Here is a 26,662-nt window from a genome sequence, read left to right as displayed (position 1 = left end):
CCTGTCCTCACCAAGCAAGGAAGCCTGCGCGATGCGATCCATCCTCCTGATGCTGCTGGGCGTTCCCCTGCCGATCATCCTCCTGCTCGCCTTCTGCACACATCACTTCTGAGCCGGCAGGAGCCCCGCCATGACCTATGAAACACCCACGACGGTCGAGGTCATTCCCGACGAGACCCAGTCGGCGATCAGCTGGGACGCGATCTGGGCCGGGGCGGCGGCGACCGTCGCCATGCTGTTCGTGCTGGTCTCGCTGTGTGCGGGCTTCGGACTGAAGATGGCCCCACGCTGGCCCAGCGGCGTCACGGCCGAGGACTTCACCCCGATCCTGGGCGCGGCCTTCGTCGCCTGCCAGGTCGTGGCCAGCATGCTGGGCGGCTATCTGACCGGGCGGCTGCGCACCAAGTGGCTGTACGTTCACGACCACGAGACCCATTTCCGCGACACTGCCCACGGCCTGCTGGCCTGGGCGACCAGCGTCGTCGGCCTCCTGGTGCTGGGGGCCCTGATGGCCGCGCCGGCCGTTACCGCGCCTGTCGACCTCACCCCGGCTGAAGCCCTGCGCGCCGGCCAGATCAGCGTCCAGATCTCGCTGTTCCTGGGGATCGGCGCCCTGACCAGCGCCTTCGCCGCCAGCATCGCCGCGGCGGTCGGCGGCATGCGCCGCGACGAGATGCACAAGCTGCATCGCGCACTCTAGGACACGGCGCCCAGCGCGCCGCTCTGACGATGGAATGAACGGCCGGGCGTCGCGAAAGCGGCGACCCGGCCGCTGAGGTTTGATGATGCTGACGACGAAAATGAACCCCCGCGTCTTTTGGGGGGCCAGCCTGGTGATCGGGCTGCTGCTGGTGCTGGCCGTCGTCGCGCCCGGATTTTCGGATCGCATCTTCAAGACCGCCCAGGCCTGGGTCATCGACACCTTCAGCTGGTTCTATGTCGCCTCGGTCGCCGGCTTCCTGGGCCTGGTGCTGTTCCTGGCCCTGGGCCCCACCGGCGCCCTGAAGCTGGGACCGGACGATTCCGAGCCCGACTTTCCCTATGTCTCTTGGCTGGCCATGCTGTTCGCGGCCGGCATGGGCATCGGCCTGATGTATTTCGGCGTCGCCGAGCCGATCCAGCACTATATCAGCCCGCCCGAGGTCGCCCCGCGCACCTTCGAGGCCGCCCGCGAAGCGATGGTCATCACCTTCACCCACTATGGCGTCCATGCCTGGGCGATCTACGCCGTGGTGGGCCTGAGCCTGGCCTTCTTCGCCCATCGCAAGGGCCTGCCGCTGACCCTGCGCTCGGGCCTGTCGCCGCTGCTGGGCAAGCGGATCAAGGGTCCGATCGGCGACGCCGTCGACATCTTCGCCATCTGCGGCACGGCCTTCGGCATCGCCACCTCGCTGGGCTTCGGCGTGGCCCAGATGAACAGCGGCCTGACCTATCTGCTGGGCGTCCCCAACAACGCCTGGGTCCAGGTGATCCTGATCGCCGTGGTGATGAGCGCCGCCACCGCCTCGATGATGAGCGGCGTCGGCAAGGGCGTCCGCCGCCTCTCCGAGCTGAACCTGATCCTGGCCATCCTGCTGATGCTGTTCGTAATGGCGGTGGGTCCGACCGGTTTCCTGCTCAAGGCCCTGGTCCAGAACTTCGGCGCCTATCTGGAGCACTTCGTCCACCGCACCTTCACCCTCTACGCCTACGAGCCGCGGGCGTGGATGGCGGACTGGACGCTGTTCTACTGGGCCTGGTGGATCGCCTGGTCGCCGTTCGTGGGCATGTTCATCGCCCGCATCTCGCGCGGCCGCACGGTGCGCCAGTTCATCCTCAATGTGCTGCTGGTCCCGGCCGGCTTCACCTTCCTGTGGATGACGGTGTTCGGCAACACCGCCATCAGCCTGGACATGGGCCAGGCCGCCGGGGCGATCTCGCGGGCCGTCACCGCCGACCTGTCGACCGCGCTGTTCCACTTCCTGGAGCAACTGCCGGGCGCGGCGATCACCTCGACCCTGGCCATCGTGCTGGTGGCGGTGTTCTTCGTGACCTCGGCCGACTCCGGCGCCCTGGTCATCGACACCATCGCGTCCGGCGGGGCCGACGACACCCCGCGCTGGCAGCGCATGTACTGGTGCGTTCTGCTGGGTCTGGTCGCCGCCCTGCTGCTGCTGGCCGGCGGACTGGGCGCGCTGCAGGCCGCCACCCTGGTGGCCGCCCTGCCCTTCGCGGTGATCATGATCCTGTTGGCCGTGGGCCTGGTCCGGCAGATGAACGCCGACGTGGCCGGCCGCACCGTCGAGACCGAGGCCCCGCCGCTGGCCGAGCAGTTGAAGCGGATCCTGTCGCCCGCCAGCCGCCGCGAGGTCCAGCGCCAGATCGACCGCACCGGCGTACCGGCGCTGGAGAGCGTGCGCGACGGCCTGACAGCGGAGGGCTTCGACGCGGTCGTCACGCGGGACGAGGACAGCCTGCTGCTGAACGCCGCGATCGGCGACGGCGGACGGCGCTTCCAGTATCGCCTGGTCGCCCGCTCCCGGCCACGGCCGGCCCTGACGGCGCTGGATGCGCCGGAGAGCCGCCGGGCGATGGAATGGCGGGTGTCAGCCAGTTCGGACGATGTCGCCAGGCCCCGCGACGTCACCGGCTTCACCCAGGAACAGGTGGTCGCCGACGTCCTCTATCACCTGGAGCGCTGGCGGACCGCCTAGAGCCGCGCCAGCACCACCTGGGTCATGGCGCGGGCTTCGCTCGCCGACAGCCACCGGCCGCGTTCGAACTTCGCCGCGCCCGGCCCCGTGGCGTTGAACTGCGAGAACCGCGCGTCCTCGGGCTGCAGCATGGTGCGGGGGTTGCCGTCCTTGCCGGTGTACCACATCTCGGTCCACCCGGCCGGGGCGATGTGGTCGTCCATCCAGCAGTCGATGAAGGCGGTCGCGCCCTGGAACTTGGGGTCGCCGTAGCGACCGTCGGCGAACTGGCTGGAGGGACGCCAGGGGCGGCCCAGATAGACGGAGCCCTTCTTCGTGCCAGCCTCCTTCGTCAGGCGGCATTTGACGAACACGAAGCCGACCGGCTGCTCGATCGAGGTGCTGGGAGCGACGATATAGCCGTCGATCGGGTCGACCGGCCGCGGCCGCGAGCGGATCTCGCAGTCGCGGAACAGGGCCTGACCCGCGCCGAAGATGAAGTCATAGCTGCCGGTGACGAGGCAGCGCTCGAACAGGCTGGAGCCGGCGTCGGGGAACAGGGTGTCCTGGTAGCTGAGCAGGTCCACGTCGGCGAACCGCGCGCGGTCCGAGCCCTTGTCCAGCATCAGCGCCACGGCCTGCGGGCCGCCGCCGTCGTGCGAGTGCAGGCCGCCCGGCTTGGACATTTCGGCCAGGCCGTCGAAGGCGTTCTGGATGGTCAGGTTGCGGGCCGCGAAGTCCGGCGCGCGAACGAACAGGGTCGGCGTGCGGAAGGTGCCCCAGCGCTTGCCGTCCGGCGCGGTCAGGCCCGAGGCGGCCAGGTGGCTGATCACCGAGGCCTTGCGATCCTGGCCGACCAGATGGACGAACGGCTTGTCGATGACGACCTGCTCGTCCCAGACGCCACGGGCCACGAAGATGCGGAAGGGCTTCGTCCCGTTGGCCGGCGCGGCTGCGACCGCCGCAGACAGGCTGGCATAGGTCGGGGCGGCGACCGGCGGCTTGCCGGGTCCGCGCCACAGCACCGCGTCATAGCGCGCCGCGGCCGACGCCACGCCCGGGACCAGCAACGCCGCGCCGGCCAGGACGCTGCGGCGATCGGGAAGAAACAGCGACATGATGCGTCTTTCCAAAAAGAGCGGGCGCCGGCGGGGAGGACCGCCGACGCCCCAAATTCCTCGGGGGGAAGAATAGTGGACTTTAGAACGAGTACCGCAGCCCGAAATTGAACTGACGGCCCGTATGCGAATAGACGTAGACGCTGTCGCGGTTGCTATCCGTGTACTGATTGTTGAAGGCGTCGGTCAGGTTCAGACCCTCGAACGTCAGCTTCAGCTTCTTGTTGATCGCGTACGACGCCGAAGCGTCGATGGTCGTGATCGACCGCACGCCGTCGATGTCGTTGGTGCTGGTGCCGCTGGGCACGGCGGTCAGGTACTTGTCGCGATAGGCCGCCGAGACGCGGGCGCTGAACACCTCGTCCTCGTAGTAGAGCGTGGCGTTGAAGGCGTTCTTCGACAGGCCGACCAGGTCGTTCTGCACGAAGCCCGTCGCCGAGCGCGCCGAGATGTAGTCGATCTTGGAGTCGACCACCGTAGCGTTGAGGATCGCGCCCGTGTGCTTAAGCACGCCCGGCAGGAAGCTGAACGGCTGCTGGTAGCTGACCTCGATGCCCTTCAGCGGGCCGCCCTTGGTGTTGACCGGCTGGCTGAACAGGAAGGTGTCGCCGGCCGAGACGCCCAGGCCGTCCAGCAGGCTGACCGGCAGGCCCGAGGCGCTGAACGGCTGCGAGATCCGCGACGTCTGGATGTAGCTGCTGATGTCCTTGTAGAACAGACCGACCGACAGCAGGCCGTCCTTGGCGAAGTACCACTCGGCCGACAGGTCGTAGGTGGTGGCGCGGATCGGCTTCAGGTTCGGATTGCCCGAGCTGACGCTGAACACGCCCACGGTCGACAGGCTGCCGCCGGGGGTCAGGCTGCCCAGGTTCGGACGGGTCATCACCTTGGCCGCGCCGAAGCGCAGCAGGAAGTCCGGCGTGACCTCGGCCGTCACGTTCAGGGCCGGCAGGATGTCGTCATACTCGCGCTTGACCGTGGTCTGCTGAGCCGCGCCGGCCACCAGCTGGTAGCCCGTCGAGCTCTGCTCGGTCTTCACGTAGCGCACGCCGACATCGCCGCGGATCGGGAAGGCGAAGCGTTCGGTCTGGAAGTCCAGCTGCACGTAGGCGGCGCTGTCCTTCTCCTCGACGCTGCGGATGTTGCCGCGGGCGTTGGCGTTGCTGGCGCCCGACAGCTCGAACAGGCCCGTGCCGCTGTAGATGTTGTAGAGCTTGGCGAAGGCGTCCAGGTCCGGCGCGATCCACTGGGTCGGAATGCCCGTCGCCCCGAGGTTCTTGCCGAAGCCCGACACCATCTTCGTCAGGCTGGTCAGGGTCGTGCCGGCCGGCAGGGTCGGAACGACGGACTCGTTGACCCGCGCCAGGGCCCACGAGCTGAAGTCGTACTGCTTGAGATTGACGCCGGCCTTCAGTTGCAGGCCATCGGCCAGGCGATAGTCGCCGTCCAGCTGGAAGGTGGCGATCTTGTTGGTCACGCCCTGCGGCCGCAGGCGGATCTCCGAACGCGCCGCGCCGAAGTTGTAGGCCAGCGGATCGGTGACGTCGAAGCCGAAGCTCATCGCCGGCAGGTTCGGATTGACCCGATAGTCGTACGAGAAGTTGTCGGCGTTCTCGCGGTTCAGGATCACCGTGGTCTGGATCGGGTTGTTGAAGTCCGACTTCGAGAAGCCGGCCAGACCGCTCACCTTCAAGCGATCGCCGAACTGGCGCTCGACCGAGAACGTGGCCTGGGTGTACTCGGTGTCCAGCTTGTCAAAGCGGGTCTCGCTCTCGACGTCGACGTCGTCGAACAGGCCGTAGACCATGTCCCCTTTCGAATTGACCACACCGTCACGGACGATGATCTCGGGACGGCCGCCCTGCGAGGCGTTGCGGGCGAACGACAGGGCTTCCAGCCAGTTCTCTTCGCGCGTCGCCTTGAAATCGGAATAGAGCACGTCCAGGCCGATCAGGGTCTTGTCGTCCGGGCGCATCTGGAACGAGCCGGTCAGGCCCAGGCGCTTCTGCTCGTGGGTCAGGCGGCCGTAACGCGGGAAGCGCGGCGTGAACACCGAGGCCGTGCTGGCCGGCTTGAAGGTCGAGGCCGGGCTGAAGCCGCCGACTTCCGTGCCGTTCAGCCAGCCGCCCGAACCGTGGCCCTCTTCGAGCAGGCCACGCTCGGTGTAGGCCACCGAGACCAGGCCGCCCAGCTTGCCGTCGAACCAGGTGTTGGAAGCCAGGACCGCGAAGCGCGGGTCCCAGGACTTGGAGAGGTCGTTGTAGCCCTGCTGGGCCGAGACCACGAGGGTCGCGCCCTTGTAGTCGAACGGCCGGCCGGTCTGCAGGTCGACCGTGGCGCCCAGCGAGCCTTCCTCGGTCTGGGCCGAGGCGGTCTTGCGCACCGTGATGCTGTTGAAGAGCTCCGAAGCGAAGACGTTGAAGTCGAACGCACGGTTGCGGTTGGCGCCGCCCGAGCTGTCGGTGCCGCTGGCCGTGCTCTGGCCTTCGACGCCGTTGATCCGTACGCGGGTGAACTGCGGACCCAGGCCGCGGACGGTGATCTGGCGGCCTTCACCGGCGTCGCGGGCGATCGAGACGCCCGGCACGCGCTGGATGGACTCGGCCAGGTTGGCGTCCGGGAAGTCGGCGATGTCCTCGGCCTTGATGACGTCGACCACGCCGCTGGCGCGGCGCTTGATGTTCATGGCGCTCTGCAGGCTGGCGCGGAAGCCGGTGACCACGACGGCCTCGACCTCGGCGGCGGCCTCTTCCGGCGGCGCGGAGACGGGGGCGACGGCCTGGGCGGCGATCAGCGGCACAGGGGCGGTCGAGGCCAGCTGCAGCGAAGCGGTCTGGCCCAGCACCGCGGTGCGGCCGTTGTTGGAGACGACGGTCAAGTCGCCGCCGCGCAGCAGGCGGGCGAGACCTTCCTCGACCGTATAGGCGCCGCGCACCGCGTTGACGTGCTTGCCCTGGACAGCGCCTTGCGGGGCCAGGATCTGCAGCTCGGCCTGCTTGCCGAACTGGGGAATGCCCGTGGCGGCGGGCTGCTCGGCCACGTCGAACTTGCGCACCTGCGCGTGCACGCCCGAGGCGGCCAGCAGCGCGGTCGCGCCCGCGGCGAGCATCAGATAGGACTTGTCTTGGTTGCGCAGCGACGTTCGCATGCGGCCCCTCCCTTTTTTCGTTTCCAGCGGCGCTTCTTGGAACGCCTGCCTAGAGCGATGCGGCGGAAACCGGTTTCCGTCAGACATCGGCAGATTTTTTTGCAGAGAGCCGCGAAAAACCCTCAGCCGGCCTGCAGGACGATGCTCTCGCCGCTGGTCAGGACCTGGCCGTTGAAGGTGGTGGCGGCGGCCTGCGCGAAGCCTTCAGGGTCGTTGGTGCGGAACCAGCCCACGAAGCGCTCGCCAGCCAGACGAGGGTCGGCGACCTCGATCTTGCGGTCGTTGTAACGGTTGAACTCGGCGGCGGCCTCGGCCAGCGTCTGGCCGTCCAGCACGATCTGGCCATCGCGCCAGGCTAGCTGACGCGCCAGATTGTCGTCGGCCTTGGGCGCGGCCTGGACGCCCACGCCGTTGTCGGCGAACACCCGCTGGCCCGCAACGACGCGGCGCGGCGCCTGACCGTCGGTCCAGACCTCGACCACGCCCTCGGTCACCAGGATGTCGCTGCCGGCCTCGTGCTTGCGCACCGAGAACGCCGTGCCGACCGCCCGCACCCGAACTGGGCCGCTTTCGACCACGAAGGGACGATCAGGATCCTTGGCCACCGCGAACCACGCCTCGCCGCGCTCCAACCGCACGGCGCGCAGGCGGGGACGCATCGAGATCTCCAGCTCGGAGCTGGTGTTGATCGCCGCCACCGAACCGTCGGCCATCGGCACGCGGCGGATCTCGCCAAGCGCGGTGCCGTAGCGCTTGGCCAGCAGGCGCGGCGCAACCACGACAGCGGCCAGGCTGGCCGCCAGAAGGCCCAGGCCGCCGATCACGCCCCGCCGGCGCAACAGGGGTGCGGGGACAGGCTCCGGTGTTTCGAGGGCCAGCACGCTGGCGCTGCCCAGGTGGGTCCAGCCGGCCTCGGCGCGAGCATAGGCGCCCCGGCGCCGGCGATCGCCGGCCAGCCAGGCCTCCAGCTCGGCGCGGACGCCGGGTTCATCGCCATCACGATCGACGCGGACCACCCATCGGGCGGCGGCCGCCTCGATGTCAGCGGCGCTTTCGCGATCGACCATCGGTCTTCTCTCTCAGTCCCTTGGCGCCCGCGGACGCGTCCTGTTCGGTCATGGCCGCGAGGATGGCCCGCAGCCCCCGCACTGCCTCGTTCTCCACGACATTTTCGGTGACGCCCAGCCGGCGCGCGATCTCGCGCTGGGGCAGGCCCTCGATCTTGCGCAGCTCGAAGATCTTGCGGCAGCGATCCGGCAGGGCCGCGATCAGCCCGCGCACCCGCTCCAGCTCACGCCGGCCCGAGACGATGCGCTCGGCCGACGGATCTTCCAGCGCCAGGTCCAGCGCCTCGATCTCGCTGACGGTCTCGATCCGCACCACGCGGGCGCGCCTGATCTGCTCCAGGGCGACGCTGCGCGCGGCCTGGAAGAAATAGGCGCGCGGCTCGCCGATGTGCTCGATGTTGCTGAGGGCGGCCAAGCGGCAATAGGTCTCCTGAAGGATGTCGTCGACGTCTCCGGCGGCGGCGAACGAGCGCCGCAGCCAGACGCGCACGGCGGCTTCATGAGGCAGGATTTCCCGCCCCAGCCACGCCACGACGCGCGCGCGTCCTTCCAACACCGTCCCTCCCCCGTTCTCGCGGTTCATAGAAAGCGATGCACGGGCGCGGAATTTCCGTCAAACAGACCTATCGATTTATCGCAGGCTTCAGGACGCCTTTCCCTCGCGGATGACCAGGGGCTTCTTGGCGAACGCCTTGGGATCGACGTTGCGGAGGGTCTGCTTCTTCACCCCGTCATTGCTCATGAACGACACCTCGACCGTCACCCGGTCGAAGGTCTTCAGGCCGAAGTGCACGGGCAGAGCGCTCTGGGCGTTGTAGCCGCCGCCGGTCGACACCAGACGGGTGGCGAGGATCTTGCCGGCCTTGTCGTAGAGGCGAACCTCGGCGCCGGCCCGGGTGTAGTGGCCCTTGGCGTCCAGAACCAGGACGCTGAGGCTGCGGCTCTTGGCGGGCGCGGCCAGGTCGTTGCGGAACAGGAAGTGGCCGCCCACCGGGCTGTAGCCGCGCATGACCGACAGATCGAGCGCGCCGTCGCCGTTGTAGTCGACCCATTCCACGCCGTGATCGCCGGCGTTCAGCAGGCTCTCGCGGGTCAGGATCTGGTCGAAGCCGCCCTTGCCGTTGTTGTGGTACAGCAGGTCCAGCGGCGTCTGCTTGCCGGTCTCGCCCTCGTAGCTGGTGACGTAGAGATCCAGATAGCCGTCGTTGTCGTAGTCGCCCCAGGCGGCCCCGACCGCGTGGCCGGCATCGTCGACGCCGGCGGCCTTGCCGACTTCCTCGAACGTGCCGTCGCCCTTGTTGCGGTACAGCAGGTTGGCCCCGTAGACGGCGACGAAGATGTCCAGATTGCCGTCGTTGTCGTAGTCGCCGATGGCGCAGCCCACGCCGCCTTCTTCCTTGGTGCGGCCCGGCGCGTCCAGGCCCAGGCTGGCGGCGACGTCGGTGAAGCCCTTGGCCCCGTCGTTGCGCCACAGGGCGTCGGTCGCGCCCGACTGGTTGGCCAGGAACAGATCAAGCTTGCCGTCGCGGTTGTAGTCGAACCAGCACGAACCGACGGTCGGCCGCAGGTCGGTCACGCCGCCGTCGGCGAAGGCCTGCTTGAAGGTCCCGCCTTCGTTGTGGAACAGCTGGTTGGGCCCCAGGCGGTTGGACGCATAGAGGTCGACCCGGCCGTCATTGTCGTAGTCGATCCAGTTGGCCTGCCGGCTCATGCGATCGGGGATGGTCAGGCCGATCTTCTCGGACACCTCGACGAAGCGCTTGCCGCCCTCGTTCTTCCAGACGAAGGATTGGTTTCCCTGCGCCGCCGGGACGTTCGAGCCGCCCAGCAGGTCCAGATAGCCGTCGCCGTCATAGTCGCCCCAGCTGACGCCGCGGACTTCCTTGCCGGTGGTGGGCAGACCCAGGGCCGGACCGATATTGGTCAGCACACCGTTGTCGTTGCGGTACAGGCGGACGTCGCCGCCCTTCAGCGACACGGCCAGATCCAGGTCGCCGTCCTTGTCGAAATCGGCCCAGGCGTTCGACAGCGAGCCGGGGACCGAAAAGATCTCGGGCTGGATCGAGGTGAAGGCCGGATCGGCCGCCCCCTTTTGTGCGGCATGAGCGGCGCCGGCCATCAGGACGGCGGCCAATAGAGACGAGGCCATCAAGGCGTGTTTCTTGGACATCGGTTCGCCTTTCAGGGCTTCAGGTCAGTGCGTTCGGAGACGTGAGCTTCGACCTGCTCGCGCCGCAGCCACAGCTCGCGGAACTGGTCCTTGGACAACATGTCCAGCTGGTCGGCATAGTGGGTCGTGCCGGGCTGGCGGGCGTTGCCGTAGCTCATCAGGCCATAGGCCTTCACGGGCGTGGAGAACTCGATCATCGCCACCCAGGTCTCGCCGTGGTTGGGCGTGCGGATCCCCTTGGCGTCGGGCTCCGACCAGGTGATGACCCGGAAGGCGCCCAGGTTGCCAAAGCCGCCGGTGCCGGGCACGTCGACGCCGTCCAGGATGAAGCGCGAGGCGTCGCCGAAGCGGCGATCGATCGCGCCGTACTTCTTCTTGGTGTTGGCGACCGCGGTGCGCAGTTGCTCGACGGCGGCGGCCGGATCCTTCAGGCCGTAGGGCGTGCTGATCGGGCGGGCTTCCGTCCACGGAATGGCGTAGCCGCCTTGGCCGGCGAAGGTCGGGCCGGCGAACAGCTTGGCCCATTCCTCGAACAGCAGGCCCGCGCGGCTGTCGGCCGTGAAGTTGCGGTCCCAGCCCGCCAGCAGGCGGGCGGCCGCCTGGACCTCGGGGTCCTTGTCCTTCAGCGCGGCCGGAACCAGTTCGGGCAGCACGCGATCGGCCATCAGGGCGTTGGTCGACAGCTTGAGTTCCTTGAAGCGGTCCAGGCTGATCTTGTCGTTCTCGGCCATCAGCTTGACGGCGTTCTGGGCGCGGAACGACTCCGGCGTGCGCGGGGCCAGGTACTTGGGATAGTCGTCCGGCTTCATGGTCACCGGCCAGCTGGCCACCCACGGCGGGTCGTTGGCGTTCTGGACGAAGCCGCCGACCGGGTCGGTGACGCGCGGCAGATCCTGGAAGGGGTGGGTTTCCGTCCACAGATAGCGCGAGCTGTCGCCCGGCACGAGGCCGCTCCAGAAGTTGATGTCGCCTTCGCTGCGCTTGGGCGCGATGCCGTTGAAGGTGTAGTCGATGTGGCCGTCACGGTCGGCGTACATGATGTTGAAAGTCGGCACCTGCAGCCGCTTCATCGCCGTCTCGAACGCCTTGAAGTTCGGCGCCGTGACCATGTCGAAATACTGTTCCAGCATCTTGGGCCGGTCCAGGCCGGCCACGCGAACGGCGACCTTGGAGCCGTCCTTGCGGTCGAACACCGGGCCGTGGACGGTCGAGCGGACCGTCAGCGGCTTGGTCGCCAGAGTCCCGTCGGCCTGGCGCACCTTGTAGGTCAGGCCCTGCGATTTGAACGGCAGCACCTTGCCGTCGAAGACGTAGCCGTCGTCCTTCAGGGTCAGCTTGTAGTTGGTCGCCCCCACCATGCTGTTGACGGTGTTGGTGATGCCCATCTGCTGGTTGAAGGCGAAGCGGATGATCGGCAGGCCGACCTGGGTCGCGCCATAGACCTCGAAGTTGGGCCCGGTCAGGTGGGCCTCGTAATAGATGAAATAGCCGGTGCCCCACGGCAGGTGGGGGTTCTGCAGCAGCAGCGCGTTGCCGTCGGCGGTCTTGGACGGCGACACGGCCCACGAGTTGGAGCCCTGGTCGGCGATGTCCGGCGGATCGCCCTCGCCGATCGTCTTGCCGGGCGAGGCCACGTAGATGAAGTTCATCAGCCGGTGGGCGTGGGCCACGACGTCGACGCCGCTGACCGGCAGCACTTGCTTCAGGTCGGCGTCGATCTTGTCGGGATGGGCCGCCGCATAGGCGTTGATGCCCTTGGCGAAGGCGTCGAGATTGGCGCGGAACGCGGGCGTCTGCTGCTTGTACCAGAGCTTGGCGCGGTCGGGCACGCCGTTGGTCAGCAGCCAGGTAGTGGTCTCTTCGTACTCGGGACCGAAGTACTCCGCGCCCTTCCCGCGCGCCTCGCCGTACAGGCGCAGGATGGTGTTGGCGTGGCTCTGGGCCTGGGCGAAGCCGTAGCCGTAGAACACCGCCTTGGCGTCCGTGCCGTAGATGTGCGGCACGCCGTAGGTGTCCCACAGGATCTCGTTCTTGGTCGGCTTGGCCGGCGCTACGGCGGCCGGCTTGGTCGCTGCCTCTTGAGCGATGACCGGTCCGGCCGCCAGGCCGATCCAGCCCGTCAGCAGCAGCGTCGCGACGGTGCGGCGAAGAATCGTCATGGCCTTGGTGCTCCCCAACCTAGTTCATTCTAAGGGGCCGCCGCAGCGGCCCCCGCAACCCACAACTCTTGATCAGAAGTCCCACTGCAGGCGCGCGTAGTACGAGCCGCCGGTGAAGCCGAACGGCGAGATGCCCGGATACTGACCCGTGCCGGTGTTGACGTTGTACGAGGCGTTGGCGGCCGTCGAAGGGCCGCTGCGCGACGGATAGACGTTCAGCAGGTTGTTGGCGCCGATCGCGATATTGACCGTGGGCAGGACGCGGTAGCCGATCTCCAGGTCGGTGATCCACTTGGCGCCATACGAGCGGTCGTTGGCGACGATGTTCTGCTGCACGGTGTAGCTGCCGAAACGGGTCTCGCGCAGGTTCACGTTCAGCTTGTCCCACGCCCAGTTGACGCCCAGGCTGACCTTGTCCTTCGGGAAGGCCTTGGTCAGGTAGCCCTGGCTGAGACGATCGAACAGCGCGTAGTTGGCGCCCAGCGCCGCCAGCTGGGGCGGGTTGGCGATGATGCCGGTGATCTTCGTCTCGTTGTGGTTATAGCCCAGGGTCAGGCGCAGCGTGCCGTAGTCGCCCAGCTCGTGACGATAGGCGGTGACCAGGTCGACACCGCGCGTGCGGGTGTCGATGGCGTTGGTGTAGTACTGGGCGCTCAGCGAGCTGGGCAGGCCGTTGGCCACCAGGATGTTCGACACCGCCGTCCCCGTCAGGGTGCTGGTGATGGCGATGCGGCCGTCGACGTCGATCTGGTAGGCGTCCAGGGTGACCGACAGGCGCGGCAGCGGCTCCAGGGTCACGCCGACGCTGTAGTTCTTCGACTTCTCCGGCGTCAGCGGCTGCGCGCCCAGGGCGATGGCCTCGCGCGAGCCGACCGGCAGGGTCTTGATCTGCAGCAGATCCAGCACGCCATTGACCTGACGGAACTGGCTGGAGCTGGCGGCGTAGCTGTTCTGGGCCAGGCCCGGCGCGCGGAAGCCGGTGCTGGCCGCGCCGCGGATGGCCAGCCAAGGCGTCAGCTCGTAGCGGCCGTTGATCTTGCCGACCACGGTGTCGCCGGAGGCGTCGTCATAGTCCTCGTAGCGGACCGCCGCGCCCAGGAAGAGCTTGTCGAGGCTGTAGCCGACCTCGCCATAGGCCGCGAGGTTGGTGCGCTTGGTCTTGCTGGCGTCGCTGGGCTGGAAGCCCGGCGCGGCCTGGGCGCCGGTCGCCGGACGCGAGCCCGCCGAGGGCTGGCCCGCCGGAATGACATAGGTCCCGGCCGCGTAGCTCAGCGGCTCGCCGGCGCCGACCTGATAGGTCTCGCGGCGGTGCTGGGCGCCGAACGACAGCTGCAGGTCGCCGCCGCCGGCCTGGAAACCACGGGTGACGTCCAGCGAGTTGACCCACTCCGACGAGACCAGCTTGCCGACGTAGAAGGTGGTCGGGCTTGCCGGACCCAGGCTGGCGTTGATGCTCTCGGAGACGTTTTCCTTGGCCAGGTTCTTGCCGAAGGTCGACGAGACGTCCCAGTCCCAGCCCTGGATCACGCCGCGCGCGCCGAAGGCCAGTTCGAAGTCCTGCTCCTTGATCACCAGGTTGGGGCGGAAGCCGTCCGGATAGACCTGGGGCAGCGAATTGACGTTGGTCGGGGCCCGGAACGTGAACGGCAGGTCCGAGACGCGGTGGCTGAAGGTGCCGAACGAATAGAGCTCGACCTCGCCGACGTCATAGCGGGCGTTGTAGCCCAGATTGACGCCGTTCTGCGGCAGGACGCCCGAGTTGCGGGTCACCATGCGGTTCACCGTGGCCTCGCGCGGGTCCAGCGCGCCGCCCACCAGCGGGTACAGGCGGATGGTGGAGGCGATCGGTTCGGCGCGGTTCGATAGCGCCTGGTCCTTGGTGGCGAAGAACAGGTTCAGGAAGCCATCCTCGCCGATCTTGGTCCCGTAGCTGCCCTGCACCTGGGTGAACTGGCCGTCGCCGCGGTCGAAGTTCTTGCCATGGGTCACGGTCAGCGAACCGCCGGGCGTGTCCTTCAGCATGATGTTGATGACGCCGGCGATGGCGTCCGAACCGTACTGGGCGGCCGCGCCGTCGCGCAGCACCTCGATCCGGCCGATCGCCGAAGTCGGGATCAGGTCCAGGTCGGCGGGCACCGAGCCGTTATAGAGCGACGACACCGAGTTGATCAGCGAGGTCTTGTGGCGGCGCTTGCCGTTGACCAGCACCAAGGTCTGGTCGGGGTTGAGGCCGCGCAGGCCGCCCGTGGCGATGACGGTGGCCGTGCCGCCGCCAGCGCGGGCCGGCAGGTTGAACGAGGGCACCAGGGTCTGCAGGGCCTGGAAGGCGCCGGCCTTGCCGGTGCGCTCCAGGTCGGCGGCGCTGAGCACGTCGATCGGGGTGGGGCTCTCGGTCACGGTGCGGGCGACGCCGCGCGTACCGGTCACCACGACCTCGGTGACTTCTTCGGGGGCCTCGCGCACCGGCGCGACGCTTTCCTGGACGGCGTAGCCCATCGGCGCGCTGGCCTTGATCAGGCCGGTCGGCGCTGCCGGCTCGGCGGTCAGGGCGATCAGCCCCTCCTTCATGATCGCCACCCGCAACGGCGAGCGCTCGATGATGGCGTCCAGCGCCTGGCGGGTCGGCATCCGGCCGTTGACCGCCGGCGAGCGCAGGCCCGAAACTTGGTCGTAGGGATAGAGCAACCGCACGCCCGACTGCTGGGACAGCGCGTTCAGCGCCCCCTGCATCGGCTGGGCCGCAATGTTGAAGTCCTTGGAAACCTCGGCCGCGGCAGCAGGCAGCGCGACCATTGCGACCGTGGCGAACAACGCGCCGCGATACAGAGAATTGAACTTAGAACCACCGGCCATTGGACGCCCCCGAGCGTGATTGAACAGTCTCAATCAAGTGCAACGAGCCGCCGCGCGGGGAACCGCCATCTAATTAGAGAATAATTTTCACGACCTTGTCACAAGCAGGATGCTGCCGTCCGCGGCGGGGATCACATTGACCGGGAAGCTGCCCTCGACCGCGGTCAGGAACTTGTCGGCCTCGTCCACCTCGAAGCGTCCGCCGACCCTCAGATTGGCCAGGCGCGGGTCGCCGATGACGATGGGCGGGCCGCGATAGCGATTGAACTCGGCCACTGCCTGGGCCAGCGTCTCGCCGTCCAGCTCGATCACCCCGTCCTGCCAGGCGGTGCGCTGGCGCAGGATGGCCGGCCCCAGCGCCGTGGGCGCCATGGCCCCAGAACCGATCACCGCGCCGCCGCCGGCCACGACCTTGGGCGCATCGGCGCGCTGCACGTCGGCCTGCGACTTGCCGCCGGCCTCGGCCACGGCCACCACGCCCTCGGTGACGGTCAGTTCGACCACGGTGTCGCGGATGCGGACATTGAAGGCCGTGCCGATAGCCCGCAGGCGGGCCGAGCCCGCCTCGACCAGGAACGGCCGGCCCGGATCATGGGCGACCTCGAACAAAGCCTCGCCCTTGATCAGCCGGACCTGCCGGCTGGTCTTGCGCAGCGCCACCTCAACGGCCGAGGCGGTGTTGAGGTGGATACGCGAACCGTCGGCCAGGGTGACCGTCCGCCGCTCGCCGGTGCGGGTGTGGTGCAGGTCGACATCGCCGAGATAGCGCCAGGCCGCCGTGCCGACCGCCGCGACGAACAGGGCCGCCACCGAACCGCCGACCAGAGCGCGGCGCGACACCATGGGCGGATCTTCGACCACCGCCGCGGGAATCTCGACCGGTGGCGGGCTGGCTCGTAGGCGCTCGCCGGCCTCCCAGGCCGCTTCCATCCGCGCGAAGGCCACCGCATGGCGAGGATCGGCTTCCAGCCAGTCGAAGATGGCCTGACGCTCGTCCGCAGCCGCGCCGGCGTGCAGCCTAACGAGGAGCGCCGAGGCCCTCTCGTCGATCTGCTGCCTTTCGGCCCCTGCGGGTGATGCGGTCAACACTGCCTTCCTCGCGCTCGGACATAGCCTTGGCCACGAGCATCACAGCTCTAGCAAGATGCTTCTCTACTGTCGAAACGGATAGGGACATGCGAACCGCTATCTCTTGGAACGAAACATCGTGCACGCGTCGCAAAATAAACACCTGGCGGCACTGGGCGGGCAGGGTTTCGATGATCGCGTGCAGTCGACGCAGCTCGTCGCGGGCAGTCAGCGAGGCTTCCAGGGTGTCGTCGCTGCGCAGGGTGTCCAGGTCGGCGACGAAATCCAGCGAGACGATGGTTTCGCGCCGCAGGGTGTCGATCAGCAGGTTGCGGGCGATGGTGAACAGATAGCCGCGGCCCGTGGGGATCCGGTCGATGTCCTTGGCCGCATAGGCGCGCGCCAGGCTCTCGGCCACCAGGTTGTCGACGTCGAAGCCGGGCGGGCAGGCGCGGCGCAGGCGCGCGCGCAGAGCCGCCTCATGGGGCAGGATCACCGCCTTGAACCAGCTCAGGCGCGTGGTCAGACCGTCCATGATTGGGTCCCTCCGCAAAAGGGGCGGTGCGCCATCGCGCCATATCCAGAAGGTCTCGTCAAATGGTCCGCGTCGATCGCAAAGGCGCGATCGGGGGCCAAGAGAGGTGGGTTCGTCCAAGTCCGACGCAGTTTGCGATCGAATATGGGCGCCGAGGCTCTTGCCGCGCGCGATCGCGATTGACGATACGATCCTATGGCGGAAATTTTCGCGCCGTTCGTTTTGACAGGACAGGGGGGCCAAGGCCCGGATGATTGCGTCGCCATTGCGCGCGCCGCCGGACCCTGCTCCGCCGCCAGAACGATGAAGACCGGGGAGAAGAGACCTTGAAGGATGCTTTGGACCGCCGCCAGCGGATCAAGTCGATCATCGGCGGCTCCGCCGGCAATCTGGTCGAGTGGTACGACTGGTACGCCTATTCGGCCTTCACCCTCTATTTCGCCCCGGCCTTCTTCCCCTCCGACCACCCGACCGCCCAGCTGCTGAGCGCCGCGGCCATCTTCGCGGTGGGCTTCATCATGCGTCCGGTCGGCGCGTGGATCATGGGGATCTATGCCGACCGCAAGGGCCGCAAGGCGGGCCTGACCTTCTCGGTCACCCTGATGTGCGCCGGCTCGCTGATGATCGCCGTGACGCCCGGCTACGACCAGATCGGCATCTTCGCCCCGGCCATCCTGCTGACCGCCCGCCTGCTGCAGGGCCTGTCGGTCGGCGGCGAGTACGGCGCCTCGGCGACCTATCTGTCGGAAATGGCCGGAAAGCAGAACCGCGGCTTCTTCTCCAGCTTCCAGTACGTGACCCTGATCTCGGGCCAGCTGATCGCCCTGTGCGTGCTGCTGCTGCTGCAGGCGATCATGCCGGTGCACGACCTGGAAAGCTGGGGCTGGCGCATTCCCTTCGCCGCGGGCGGGGTGCTGGCCATCGTGGTGTTCTACATCCGCCGCGGTCTTAGCGAGACCAGCAGCTTTGTGGCCGCCAAGCGCGACTCCACGGCCAAGTCCAGCGGCTGGGCGCTGTTTCGCCACCACCCCAAGCAGGCCTTGACCGTGGTGCTGCTGACGGCCGGCGGCACCTTGGCCTTCTATGCCTACTCGACCTACATGCAGAAGTTCCTGGTCAACACCTCGGGCTTCAGCCGCGAGTCGGCCACCGCGATCACGGCGGCGGCGCTGTTCGTCTACATGCTGCTGCAGCCTGTGGCCGGCGCCCTGTCGGACCGCATCGGCCGCAAGCCGCTGATGGTCGGCTTCGGCGTGCTGGGCGTGGCCTTCACCTTCATCATCTTCCGCACGCTGGAGACCACCAGCAGCTCGTTCGCCGCCTTCCTGCTGGTGCTGGGCGCGCTGGTGATCGTCACCGGCTACACCGCCATCAACGCCGTGGTGAAAGCCGAGCTGTTCCCCGCCCACATCCGCGCGCTGGGCGTGGCCCTGCCCTACGCCCTGGCCAACACCATCTTCGGCGGCACCGCCGAGTATGTGGCCCTGTGGTTCAAGGGCCAGGGGATGGAGCGCGGCTTCTACATCTACGTCACGGCGATGATCGGCGTGTCGCTGATCGTCTACCTGCGGATGCCCGACACCCGGAAGACCAGCCTCATCACCGAGGACTAGGTCTTCGCGAGCGGTCGGCGGGCGTGTTTCGTCGGCCATGGTCGCGTCGCCAGAAAGGAGCCGCCGACGCGAAGATCTCGCGTCGGCCGGTATCCGACCGTGGCGTCACAGAGCGGTCGCGACAAATCAGATCAATTTAGTAGGCATTAAGCCCTGCTATCAGGCCGCCTCGACGCCGAACTGCAGACGGGCCAGACGGGCATAGAGGCCGCCCCTGGCGTAGAGCTCGGCGTGCTTGCCCTGCTCGACCACGCGGCCTTCCTCCATGACCACGATCCGGTCGGCCTTCAGCACGGTGGCCAGGCGGTGAGCGATGACCAGGGTGGTGCGACCTTCCATGGCCGTGGCCAGGGCCTGCTGCACCAAGCGCTCGCTCTCGGCGTCCAGGGCGCTGGTGGCCTCGTCCAGCAGCAGGATCGGGGCCTCGCGGACCAGGGCCCGGGCGATGGCCAGGCGCTGGCGCTGGCCGCCCGACAGGGTCTTGGCGCGCTCGCCGACCGGGGTGTCGAAACCCTGCGGCAGGGCCGAGAGGAAGCCGGCGGCCTGGGCGGCCTGGGCGGCGGCCTTCAGCTCGGCGTCGCTGGCGCCGGCGCGGCCGAACCGGATGTTGTCCAGGGCCGAGCCCGAGAACAGCGGCGAGTCCTGGCCTACCAGCGCCATGCGCGCGCGCACCTCCGACGGATCGGCGTCGCGCAGGTCGACGCCGTCCAGGCGAATGCCGCCCACCTGCGGATCATAGAAGCGCAGCAGCAAGCGCAGGACCGAGCTTTTGCCCGCGCCCGAAGGACCGACCAGGGCGACGGTCTCGCCCGGCTGCACGTCCAGGGAAAAGCCGTTCAGCGCCGGCAGGTCCGGGCGGCCGGGATAGGCGAAGGTGACGTTCTCGAAGGCGATCGCGCCCCTGGCCGGGCTGGGCAAGGTCGCCGGCGCGGCCGGGGCGGCGATGTCGGGCTGCGAGTTGAGCAGCTCGGAGATCCGCTCCATGGCGCCCGAGGCCTTCTGGACGTCGCCCCAGACTTCGCCCAAGGCCCCGATCGAGCCCGCGGCCATCACCGCCAGCATGGCGAACTGGGCCAGGGTGCCGCCGGTCATCTCGCCGGCCAGGACCAGGCGCGCGCCCATCCACAGCAGCAGGGTGACGCCGCCGAACGCCAGGACGATGACCATGGCCGTCATCCGCGCCCGGGCGGTGATGCGCTTGACCGAAGCCTTGTAGGCGGTCTCGACGGCGTCGCCGAACCGGGCGGTCGAGGCCGCCTCGCGTCCGAAGGCCTGCACGGTCTCCAGGGCGTCCAGGCTCTCGCCGGCATAGCCCACGGCGTCGGCGAACCGGTCCTGGGCGGTGACCGACAGGCTGCGCACCTTGCGGCCGAAGAAGAACATCGGCGCCAGGATCACCGGCACCATCAACATGATGAAGCCGGCCAGCTTGGGCGAGACCACCGCCATGTAGCCCAGGCCGCCGACCAGGCTCAGCGTGTTGCGCAGCGCGACCGAGGCCGAGGTCCCGACCAGCTGCTCGACCAGGCCGACATCGGTGGTCAGGCGCGACAGCACCTCGCCCGTGCGGGTCTTGAGGAAATAGCGCTGATCCAGGCTCAGGACGTGGCCATAGAGCGCGCCGCGTAGGTCGGCGACCACGCGCTCGCCCAGGCGGGTGATGAAGAAGAATCGGGCCGCCGTGGCGATGGCCAGCACCAGGGCCACCACGCCCAGGCCCAGGAACGCGCCATTGATGTCGGCCTCCGCCCCGCCGCCGGCGAAGCCCTTGTCGATCACCTGCTTGAAGGCCGCCGTCAGGCCCAGGGTCGCGCCCGTGGAGAACAGCAGGAAGAAGCCCGCCGCCAGCCCATCGCCCTTGTGGGCCTTGATGAACGGCAGCAGATGCAACAGGGGCCGGATGTCCTTGCGACGCTCGCGCTTGGCGCCGGCTTCGGCCATGCCCTGGGCCAAGGCGGCCCCTGCGCCGGGGCGGCCATCAACCTTTTGCTCGCCGCCGTTCACGTCGGTCATCAACAGTCCCTTGCCAAATTCGCGCGGGTTCTTTATAGCCGCCCGTCTTCGAGGGCCACCCCGCGCGTGCGTGGATGGCGCTTATCCAAATTCACACTCGCCGGCTTAGTCGGACTGGATCGCCGCCATGAAACAAGACATTCACCCCGACTACCACTTCATCACCGTCACCCTGACGGACGGCTCGAACTACCAAACCCGTTCGACGTACGGCAAGGAAGGCTCGAACCTGGCGCTCGACATCGACCCGCGCACCCATCCGGCGTGGACGGGCGGCAACGCCCAACTGCTGGACCGCGGCGGCCGCGTCTCGCGCTTCAACGCCAAGTTCGCCGGTTTCACCGGCAAGAAGGCCTAAGCACCCTTCTCGCCGTAAGGGCGACGAAAAGCCGGCTCCGCGCATCGCGGGCCGGCTTTTTCTGTATCTGGGGGTCAGGCGAAGGCCAGGCCCCAACTGGGGTCGGGGTCATCTGAGACCTTGGCCGGAAGCGGGATCCTGCGTGCGCGCGCAGAGCGGGGCCGCAGTCCCACAACGCGTCGAACCCCGCTTCCAAGCAGCGCCCTGAACGACCGCCACCCCGGCGCCAGCCGCGTGACAAGCAGGGTCGCCGCGAACAGCTCGACCCAGCCGATGATGTCGAAGGCCAGCACCCAGACGAGATCGGCGATGACCAGCTCGGCGGCGAAGATGGCGAAGGCCGTCACGACAGCCCCGGCCAGCATCGTCCGCCAGCTCATCGCACCGAGCCGCCGCGCGGGCCAGTCCACGAGCATCCGCCATAACGTCCCGCCCGGCTCGCGCGAGACCGTCAGGGCCAGGAGCCCGATCAGGGCGGCGATCAGCAACGACATGCGCAGGCTCCGGTGAAGCTCTACCCGAGATGGGGAGGGCGCCGGCAGCCGCAAGCGCCCTCCCCGCCCCTTCGGGAGGGGGCGCTCAGTCTTGCTCGTCCGGCTCGTATGGATCGTCCCCACGGTCGCGCATCAGGTCGGTCGCCACGAAGTCCATGGCGTCCTCGGCGTCGACGAAGCTCAGCTCCGACACGGTCTGGTCGCGGATCGAGACGCCGGCCTTGTGGGTGCTGTCGGGATCGCCGGTGACCAGCGGATGCCACTGCGGCAGGTCCTTGCCTTCATGCAGCCGGCGGTAGGCGCAGGAGGGCGGCATCCACTCCAGGTCCTCGATATTGTGCGGGGTCAGCTTGATGCAGTCCGGCACCGTCTTGCGGCGGTTCGGATAGTCCTTGCATTGGCAGCGGTGCTCGTCGAACAGCTGGCAATGCACCCGCGTGGGGATGATCTCGCCGGTATCTTCGTCTTCGAAGCGAACGAGGCAGCAAAGTCCGCAGCCATCGCATAGACTTTCCCACTCGGGGACGGTCATTTGCACGAGCGTCTTCGTCTGCCAGAAATATTTGTGTGGCGTCATGGCGCCGTCCTAAACCCGATTGACCCGGGGACCAACAGAGCCTGACGACGCACCGTGAACGACTGGACGCTGCCGCCCTACAAGTTCGACGACAAGGAACCGCCCAGGAAGCCGGAAGGCCAGGGGCAGGGACCGACGCCGCCTGCGCCCCAGACTCCTACGCCCCAAGCTCCGGCTCCCCAAGCTCCAGCTCCCAGGACTCCAGCGCCCCAGGCGCCCAAGCCTGCGCCCTCCCGGCCCGCGCCTCAGCGGGCTCCGCCGCCCCCGCCTGCGCACGACCCGTGGGCGCCCGAGCCGCCGCTGCGCGATCCGTTCAAGTTCTCCGACAGCCCGCCCCTGCAGTGGGGCGGCTCGCCGCCGTCCAATCCGCCGCCGCCGCCTCCTCCTCCTCCCCCTGAGGAGCCCTTCCGTGCGGACCTCAAGCATCACGCGGCCAAGAAGAAGGCTCGCAAGTGGGGCTGGATCTGGGGCCTGCTGCTGGTTTCGTTCGTGGTCGGCGTGCTCGCGGCCGGCGGCGGCGCGGCCTATGTCTGGTTCAAGTACCTGAAGGACACCCCGCCCCTGCCCTCGCGCGAGGCGCTGTTCGCCGTCAACCGCGCGCCGGGCATCCGCTTCGAGGACCGCAACGGCCAGGTGATCGCCACGCGCGGCCCGCGCTATGGCCAGCGCATCACCGTGGGCTCGGTGCCCAACTACGTGCCGATGGCGTTCCTGGCGGCCGAGGACAAGCGCTTCTACAAGCATGGCGCCATCGACGTGCAGGGCATCGGCCGCGCCGTCTGGATCAACTTCCGCGCCGGCAAGACCCGCCAGGGCGCCTCGACCCTGACCCAGCAGTTGGCCAAGGGCCTGTTCCTGACGCCCGATCGGGTCATGAAGCGCAAGCTTCAGGAGATGCTGCTGGCCTGGCGGCTGGAGCAGGTGCTGAGCAAGGACGAGATCCTCGAACTCTATCTGAACCGCATCTATTTCGGGGCCGGCACCTTCGGCGTCGACGGCGCGGCCCAGACCTATTTCGGCAAGCCCGCCAGCCAGTTGACCCTGTCGGAAGCCGCTCTACTGGCCAGTCTCCCCAAGGCGCCGTCGCGCCTCGCTTTGACCAACGACATGGAGCGGGCGCTCGCCCGCTCGCGCCTGATCCTGGCCAATATGCGCAAGGAAGGCTGGATCACCGCCGAGCAGGAAAGCCGCGCGCTGGACGACACCCCGCGCCTGTCGCCGCTGGCCCTGCAGGACGAGGGCGACTACGGCTGGGTGCTGGACTACGCCACCACCGAGGCCGTCAAGATCGCCGGCCAGAACGCGCCCGACCTGGTGGTGCGCCTGACCATCGATCCGACCTTGCAGCACGAAGGCGCCGAGGTCGTGCGCCAGACCATGGCCACCGAGACCGTCCGCTCGGGCGCGACCCAGGCGGCCCTGCTGTCGCTGTCGGCCGACGGCGCGGTGCGGGCCATGGTCGGCGGGACCAGCTACAGCGAAAGCCCGTTCAACCGCGCGGTCCAAGCCAAACGTCAGCCGGGCTCGACCTTCAAGCCGTTCATCTACGCCGCAGCGGTCGAGAAGGGCGTGCTGCCCACCGACGTGCGCGTCGACGAGCCGGTCAAGTTCGGCGACTGGGCGCCGGCCAACTACAGCGGCGGCTATCGCGGTCCGATGACCGTCGAGCAGGCCCTGGTCAATTCGACCAACACCGTGGCCGTGAAGCTGGGCAAGGAAGCCGGCGCCGCCGCGATTGGCGACCTTGTGCGCCGCTTCGGGATCACCAGCTTGCCGCCGCGTCCGGACCTGTCGGTGTCGCTGGGCTCCTACGAGGTGAATCTCCTGCAGCTGACCTCGGGCTTCCAGGTCTTCCAGCAGGGCGGCGTGCGGCTTGAGCCCTACGTCATCGAATCGATCATCACCCAGGACGGTCGCCAGATCTTCCAGCATCAGGCCCCGCAGGCCGAGCGCCGCGTCTACGACATCAGCCACGCCTCGATCATGGTCAAGATGATGAAGAAGGTGGTCTCGGACGGCACCGCCAAGCGCGCCGCCTTCGGCCGCCCGACGGCGGGCAAGACCGGCACCAGCCAGAACTGGCGCGACGCCTGGTTCGTCGGCTTCACGCCCGACTATGTGACCGGCGTCTGGGTCGGCAACGACGACGAGAAGCCGATGAACAAGGTGGTCGGCGGCGACATCCCCGCCAGCATCTGGCGCCGCTTCATGATGACCGCCCACCAACCTCTGGCCATCCGCGACTTCGCCTGGCTGCTGCCTGACCCCGCGCCGCAGACCACGCCGGACCCGCGCAACGGCTATTACGAGACCCTGTCGGCCGAGTTCGCCCGGGCGGCCTCGGAGCTGGAGGCGGCGGCGAAAGCAGCCGAGACCCTGCAGCCCACCGCGCCCGCCCAACCGGCGCCGGAGCAGCTGCCTTACTAACCCCGTCATCCCGCGCTTTATGCGCAGGATGACGATGGCGGGTGGCCCTAGCGATATCCGGTCATCGACGCCGGCCGGTCCGCCGCCTTCGTCGCCCAGGTCTTGTTGGGCGTGGCGCTCATCGTGAAGACCAGGTCGCCGCCGGCGACGATCTCCTCGTGCTTGAGGTAGGCCCGCGTCAGCGGCTTGCCGTTCAGGGTCACTCTGGCCACGTAAGGCGTCGCGTCCGTCATGCCCTCGGCGCTCACCGTGAAGCGCTTGCCGTTCGGCAGGTTCAGGGCTGCCTTGTCCACGAAGGGGCGGCCGATGGCGTACTCGTTCGAGGCCGGAGTCACGGGGTAGAAGCCGAGGCTGGTGAACATCAGCCAGGCCGACATCTGGCCCAGGTCGTCATTGCCCGACAGGCCGTCAGGGGTCGGCTTGTACTGGCTCTTCACGATCTGGCTGAGCCGCGCCTGGGTCCGCCACGGCGCCCCGGCGTAGTTGTACATATAGGCCACGTGGTGGCTGGGCTCGTTGCCGTGGATGTACTGGCCGATGAGGCCAGCGATGTCCTCGGCGTGGCTGTAGTCGAGCTTGGAATTGTCGAAGTCGAACATGGCGTCCAGCTTCTTCACCGTCGCCGCGTCGCCGCCCAGCACCTTGACCACACCGCCCAGGTCCTGCGGCGCGAACCAGGAATATTGCCAGGCGTTGCCCTCGGTATAGTCCGAGCCATAGTTGATCGCGGTCGGGTCGAAGGGCTCGCGGAAGGCGCCGTCGCTCTTGCGGGCCCGCAGGAAGCCGGTCTTGGCGTCGAAGCTGTTGCGCCAGAAGCCGGCGCGCTTGTCGAAGGTCGCCGCGACGTCGGCTTGGCCCATGTCCTTGGCCATGCGGGCGATGGTCCAGTCGTCATAGGCGTATTCGACGGTCTTGGAGGCGGCTTCCGGCTCCTTGTCGATCGCGACATAGCCCAGCGTCATGTAGTCGCCGAGGCCGCCATAGGGGGCGTAGGTCGCGCTCTTGACCATGGCGTCCAGGGCCGCCTTGCCGTCATAGCCGCGGATGCCCTTCATCCAGGCGTCGGCGATCACCGGCACGGCGTGGTAGCCGATCATCGTCCAGGTTTCCTGACCGTGGAACTGCCAGACCGGCAGGAGGCCGTAAGGGCTGACGCGCTGCGAGGCGATCAGCGAGTTGACCACGTCGTTGGTGTAGCTTTCGGGCTGCACCAGGGTCAGCAACGGGTGCTCGGCCCGGAAGGTGTCCCACAGCGAGAAGGTCGAGTGGAAGGTGAAGGCCCGGCCGTCCAGCTTGCCCTCGTGCACCTGGTCGTCGGGACCGCGATAGCGGCCATCGGCGTCGGCGAAGACGCTGGGGGCCAGCAGGGTATGGTAGAGCGCCGTGTAGAGGGTCTTCTTCATCGGGGCCGGGGCCTCGATCTCGACCGCCCCCAGGGCCTTCTCCCACAGCGCCTTGGCGCGGCCGCGCTGGGCGTCGAAGTCGAAGCCGGGCTCGTCGCTGGCGAGGTTGGCGATCGCCCCGTCCTCGCTGACCGACGACAGCGCCACCTTGGCCGTCAGCGGGCCGTCGATCGGGCCGAAGTCGAAGACGCCGACCAGCGCCCTGCCCTGCACCTGGGCGCGATCGTTCGGCGTGCGCCCCGGCTGGGCGAAGCCCTTGTAGGGGATGTCGGCCTCGCGGTTGTGGAAGGCCTGGCCCACCAACGGCTTGTCGAACCTGATGGCGAAGAACAGCTTGCGGCCGGGCGCCCAGCCGCGCGTCTCGCGATAGCCGGTGATCGTCCCGTCCGGGGCCACGCGCAGCCGCGACCACAGCACCTTGCCCGGGTAGTTGTAGATCGAGGTGCGCAGATCGATCAGCACCTGGGCCTTTTGCCCCTTGGCGAAAGTGTAGCGGTGCAGGCCCGAGCGCAGGCCCGCCGTCAGCTCGGCGCGCACTTGGCTGTCGCTGAGCGTCACCGCGTAGTAGCCCGGCTGGGCGACCTCGCTGTCGTGGCTGTAGCGTGACCGGTAGCCCGAGCCCGGCTTGTCGGCCTCGCCCGGCTCCAGCTTCGCCTCGCCGGTCACCGGGGTCAGCAGGATGTCGCCCAGATCCGAGTGGCCCGAGCCCGAGAAGTGCGTATGCGAGAAGCCCAGGATGGTCGGGTCGCCGAAGCGATAGCCGGCCGCGCGGGCATAGCTCTGCTTGAAGGGCAGGATGTCGGTGTCGGGGCTCAGTTGCACCATGCCGAACGGCACGACCGCACCCGGGAAGGTGTGGCCGTCCCCGCCCGTGCCGATGAACGGATCCACCGACTCGTAGGCCGTCTGCGCCAGGGCGGGGCTCGCCGCCAGCATCGAGAGGCCGGCGAGCAGGGCGAGACGAAAGCGCATGGGAGGACTCCGCAA

18 protein-coding genes are annotated in these 26,662 nt (G+C 68.2%); 5 read left to right on the top strand and 13 right to left on the bottom strand.

The genetic code is table 11. The features are described from left to right. Positions 1–130 precede the first annotated feature (130 nt). Both E1H18_RS17850 and E1H18_RS17845 read left to right on the top strand, forming a co-directional pair. Entirely contained in the window at positions 131–700 is a 570-nt protein-coding gene (locus tag E1H18_RS17850) for a hypothetical protein (protein WP_172270944.1), read from the top strand. Positions 701–800: 100 nt separating this feature from the next. After that, positions 801–2,693, top strand: coding sequence for a BCCT family transporter (locus tag E1H18_RS17845; protein WP_241736076.1), 1,893 nt, complete (start codon positions 801–803; stop codon positions 2,691–2,693). Here E1H18_RS17845 and E1H18_RS17840 read toward each other — a convergent pair. From E1H18_RS17840 to E1H18_RS17800, 9 genes are all read right to left on the bottom strand, one after another. Then, positions 2,690–3,790 (bottom strand): pectinesterase family protein, encoded by a 1,101-nt coding sequence (locus E1H18_RS17840; protein ID WP_172270940.1) that lies wholly within the window; start codon positions 3,788–3,790, stop codon positions 2,690–2,692. The genes E1H18_RS17845 and E1H18_RS17840 overlap by 4 nt on opposite strands. 82 nt (positions 3,791–3,872) lie before the next feature. After that, positions 3,873–6,938 (bottom strand): TonB-dependent receptor, encoded by a 3,066-nt coding sequence (locus E1H18_RS17835; protein ID WP_206679089.1) that lies wholly within the window; start codon positions 6,936–6,938, stop codon positions 3,873–3,875. Positions 6,939–7,060: 122 nt separating this feature from the next. Continuing rightward, complete coding sequence (locus tag E1H18_RS17830) at positions 7,061–8,005, bottom strand: FecR family protein (RefSeq protein WP_172270938.1); 945 nt, start codon at positions 8,003–8,005, stop codon at positions 7,061–7,063. Then, positions 7,980–8,561 carry a sigma-70 family RNA polymerase sigma factor gene (locus E1H18_RS17825; RefSeq protein WP_172270936.1) on the bottom strand — a complete coding sequence of 194 codons (582 nt, stop codon included), beginning with the start codon at positions 8,559–8,561 and terminating at the stop codon, positions 7,980–7,982. The genes E1H18_RS17830 and E1H18_RS17825 overlap by 26 nt, the downstream gene beginning before the upstream one ends. Before the next feature lie 87 nt (positions 8,562–8,648). Then, positions 8,649–10,175: a CRTAC1 family protein gene (locus E1H18_RS17820; protein ID WP_172270934.1), complete on the bottom strand. Its 1,527-nt coding sequence runs from the start codon at positions 10,173–10,175 to the stop codon at positions 8,649–8,651. A gap of 11 nt (positions 10,176–10,186) precedes the next feature. After that, on the bottom strand, positions 10,187–12,334 hold the full coding sequence (locus E1H18_RS17815; RefSeq protein WP_172270932.1) for an acylase: 2,148 nt from the start codon (positions 12,332–12,334) through the stop codon (positions 10,187–10,189). Between the two features lie 72 nt (positions 12,335–12,406). Further along, positions 12,407–15,187, bottom strand: a complete 2,781-nt coding sequence (locus tag E1H18_RS17810; protein ID WP_172270930.1) for a TonB-dependent receptor — start codon at positions 15,185–15,187, stop codon at positions 12,407–12,409. A gap of 87 nt (positions 15,188–15,274) precedes the next feature. Further along, positions 15,275–16,273, bottom strand: coding sequence for a FecR family protein (locus tag E1H18_RS17805; RefSeq protein WP_194248062.1), 999 nt, complete (start codon positions 16,271–16,273; stop codon positions 15,275–15,277). Next, positions 16,206–16,790: a sigma-70 family RNA polymerase sigma factor gene (locus E1H18_RS17800; RefSeq protein WP_172270928.1), complete on the bottom strand. Its 585-nt coding sequence runs from the start codon at positions 16,788–16,790 to the stop codon at positions 16,206–16,208. The genes E1H18_RS17805 and E1H18_RS17800 overlap by 68 nt, the downstream gene beginning before the upstream one ends. A 326-nt stretch (positions 16,791–17,116) precedes the next feature. On the opposite strand from E1H18_RS17800, the gene E1H18_RS17795 reads away from it, so the two are divergent. Further along, positions 17,117–18,403: an MFS transporter gene (locus E1H18_RS17795; protein WP_172270926.1), complete on the top strand. Its 1,287-nt coding sequence runs from the start codon at positions 17,117–17,119 to the stop codon at positions 18,401–18,403. 159 nt (positions 18,404–18,562) lie between these two features. On the opposite strand, the gene E1H18_RS17790 is transcribed toward E1H18_RS17795, so the two are convergent. Continuing rightward, on the bottom strand, positions 18,563–20,419 hold the full coding sequence (locus E1H18_RS17790) for an ABC transporter transmembrane domain-containing protein (RefSeq protein WP_172270924.1): 1,857 nt from the start codon (positions 20,417–20,419) through the stop codon (positions 18,563–18,565). A gap of 124 nt (positions 20,420–20,543) precedes the next feature. Here E1H18_RS17790 and rpmE point away from each other — a divergent pair, with 124 nt between their 5' ends. Further along, a complete protein-coding gene (gene rpmE / locus E1H18_RS17785) occupies positions 20,544–20,774 on the top strand; it encodes a 50S ribosomal protein L31 (protein WP_172270922.1) in 231 nt (76 codons plus the stop codon). Positions 20,775–20,848: 74 nt separating this feature from the next. On the opposite strand, the gene E1H18_RS17780 is transcribed toward rpmE, so the two are convergent. Both E1H18_RS17780 and E1H18_RS17775 read right to left on the bottom strand, forming a co-directional pair. After that, the gene (locus tag E1H18_RS17780; RefSeq protein ID WP_172270920.1) at positions 20,849–21,268 is read right to left on the bottom strand and encodes a hypothetical protein; all 420 of its coding nucleotides are present in this window, start codon (positions 21,266–21,268) and stop codon (positions 20,849–20,851) included. 85 nt (positions 21,269–21,353) lie between these two features. Continuing rightward, the gene (locus E1H18_RS17775) at positions 21,354–21,845 is read right to left on the bottom strand and encodes a YcgN family cysteine cluster protein (RefSeq protein ID WP_172270918.1); all 492 of its coding nucleotides are present in this window, start codon (positions 21,843–21,845) and stop codon (positions 21,354–21,356) included. Positions 21,846–21,899: 54 nt separating this feature from the next. Between E1H18_RS17775 and E1H18_RS17770 the strand changes: the two genes are divergently transcribed. Beyond that, positions 21,900–24,272, top strand: coding sequence for a PBP1A family penicillin-binding protein (locus E1H18_RS17770; RefSeq protein ID WP_172270916.1), 2,373 nt, complete (start codon positions 21,900–21,902; stop codon positions 24,270–24,272). 47 nt (positions 24,273–24,319) lie between these two features. Here the strand turns inward: E1H18_RS17770 and E1H18_RS17765 are convergent, their stop codons facing one another. Further along, positions 24,320–26,647 carry a GH92 family glycosyl hydrolase gene (locus tag E1H18_RS17765; RefSeq protein WP_172270914.1) on the bottom strand — a complete coding sequence of 776 codons (2,328 nt, stop codon included), beginning with the start codon at positions 26,645–26,647 and terminating at the stop codon, positions 24,320–24,322. Between the last annotated feature and the right edge of the window lie 15 nt (positions 26,648–26,662).

It is taken from the genome of Caulobacter sp. RHG1, assembly GCF_013181195.1.
Taxonomy (GTDB): domain Bacteria; phylum Pseudomonadota; class Alphaproteobacteria; order Caulobacterales; family Caulobacteraceae; genus Caulobacter.
The sequence above is the reverse complement of the archived record's forward strand: the minus strand, read 5'-3'. Positions and strand labels throughout refer to the sequence as shown.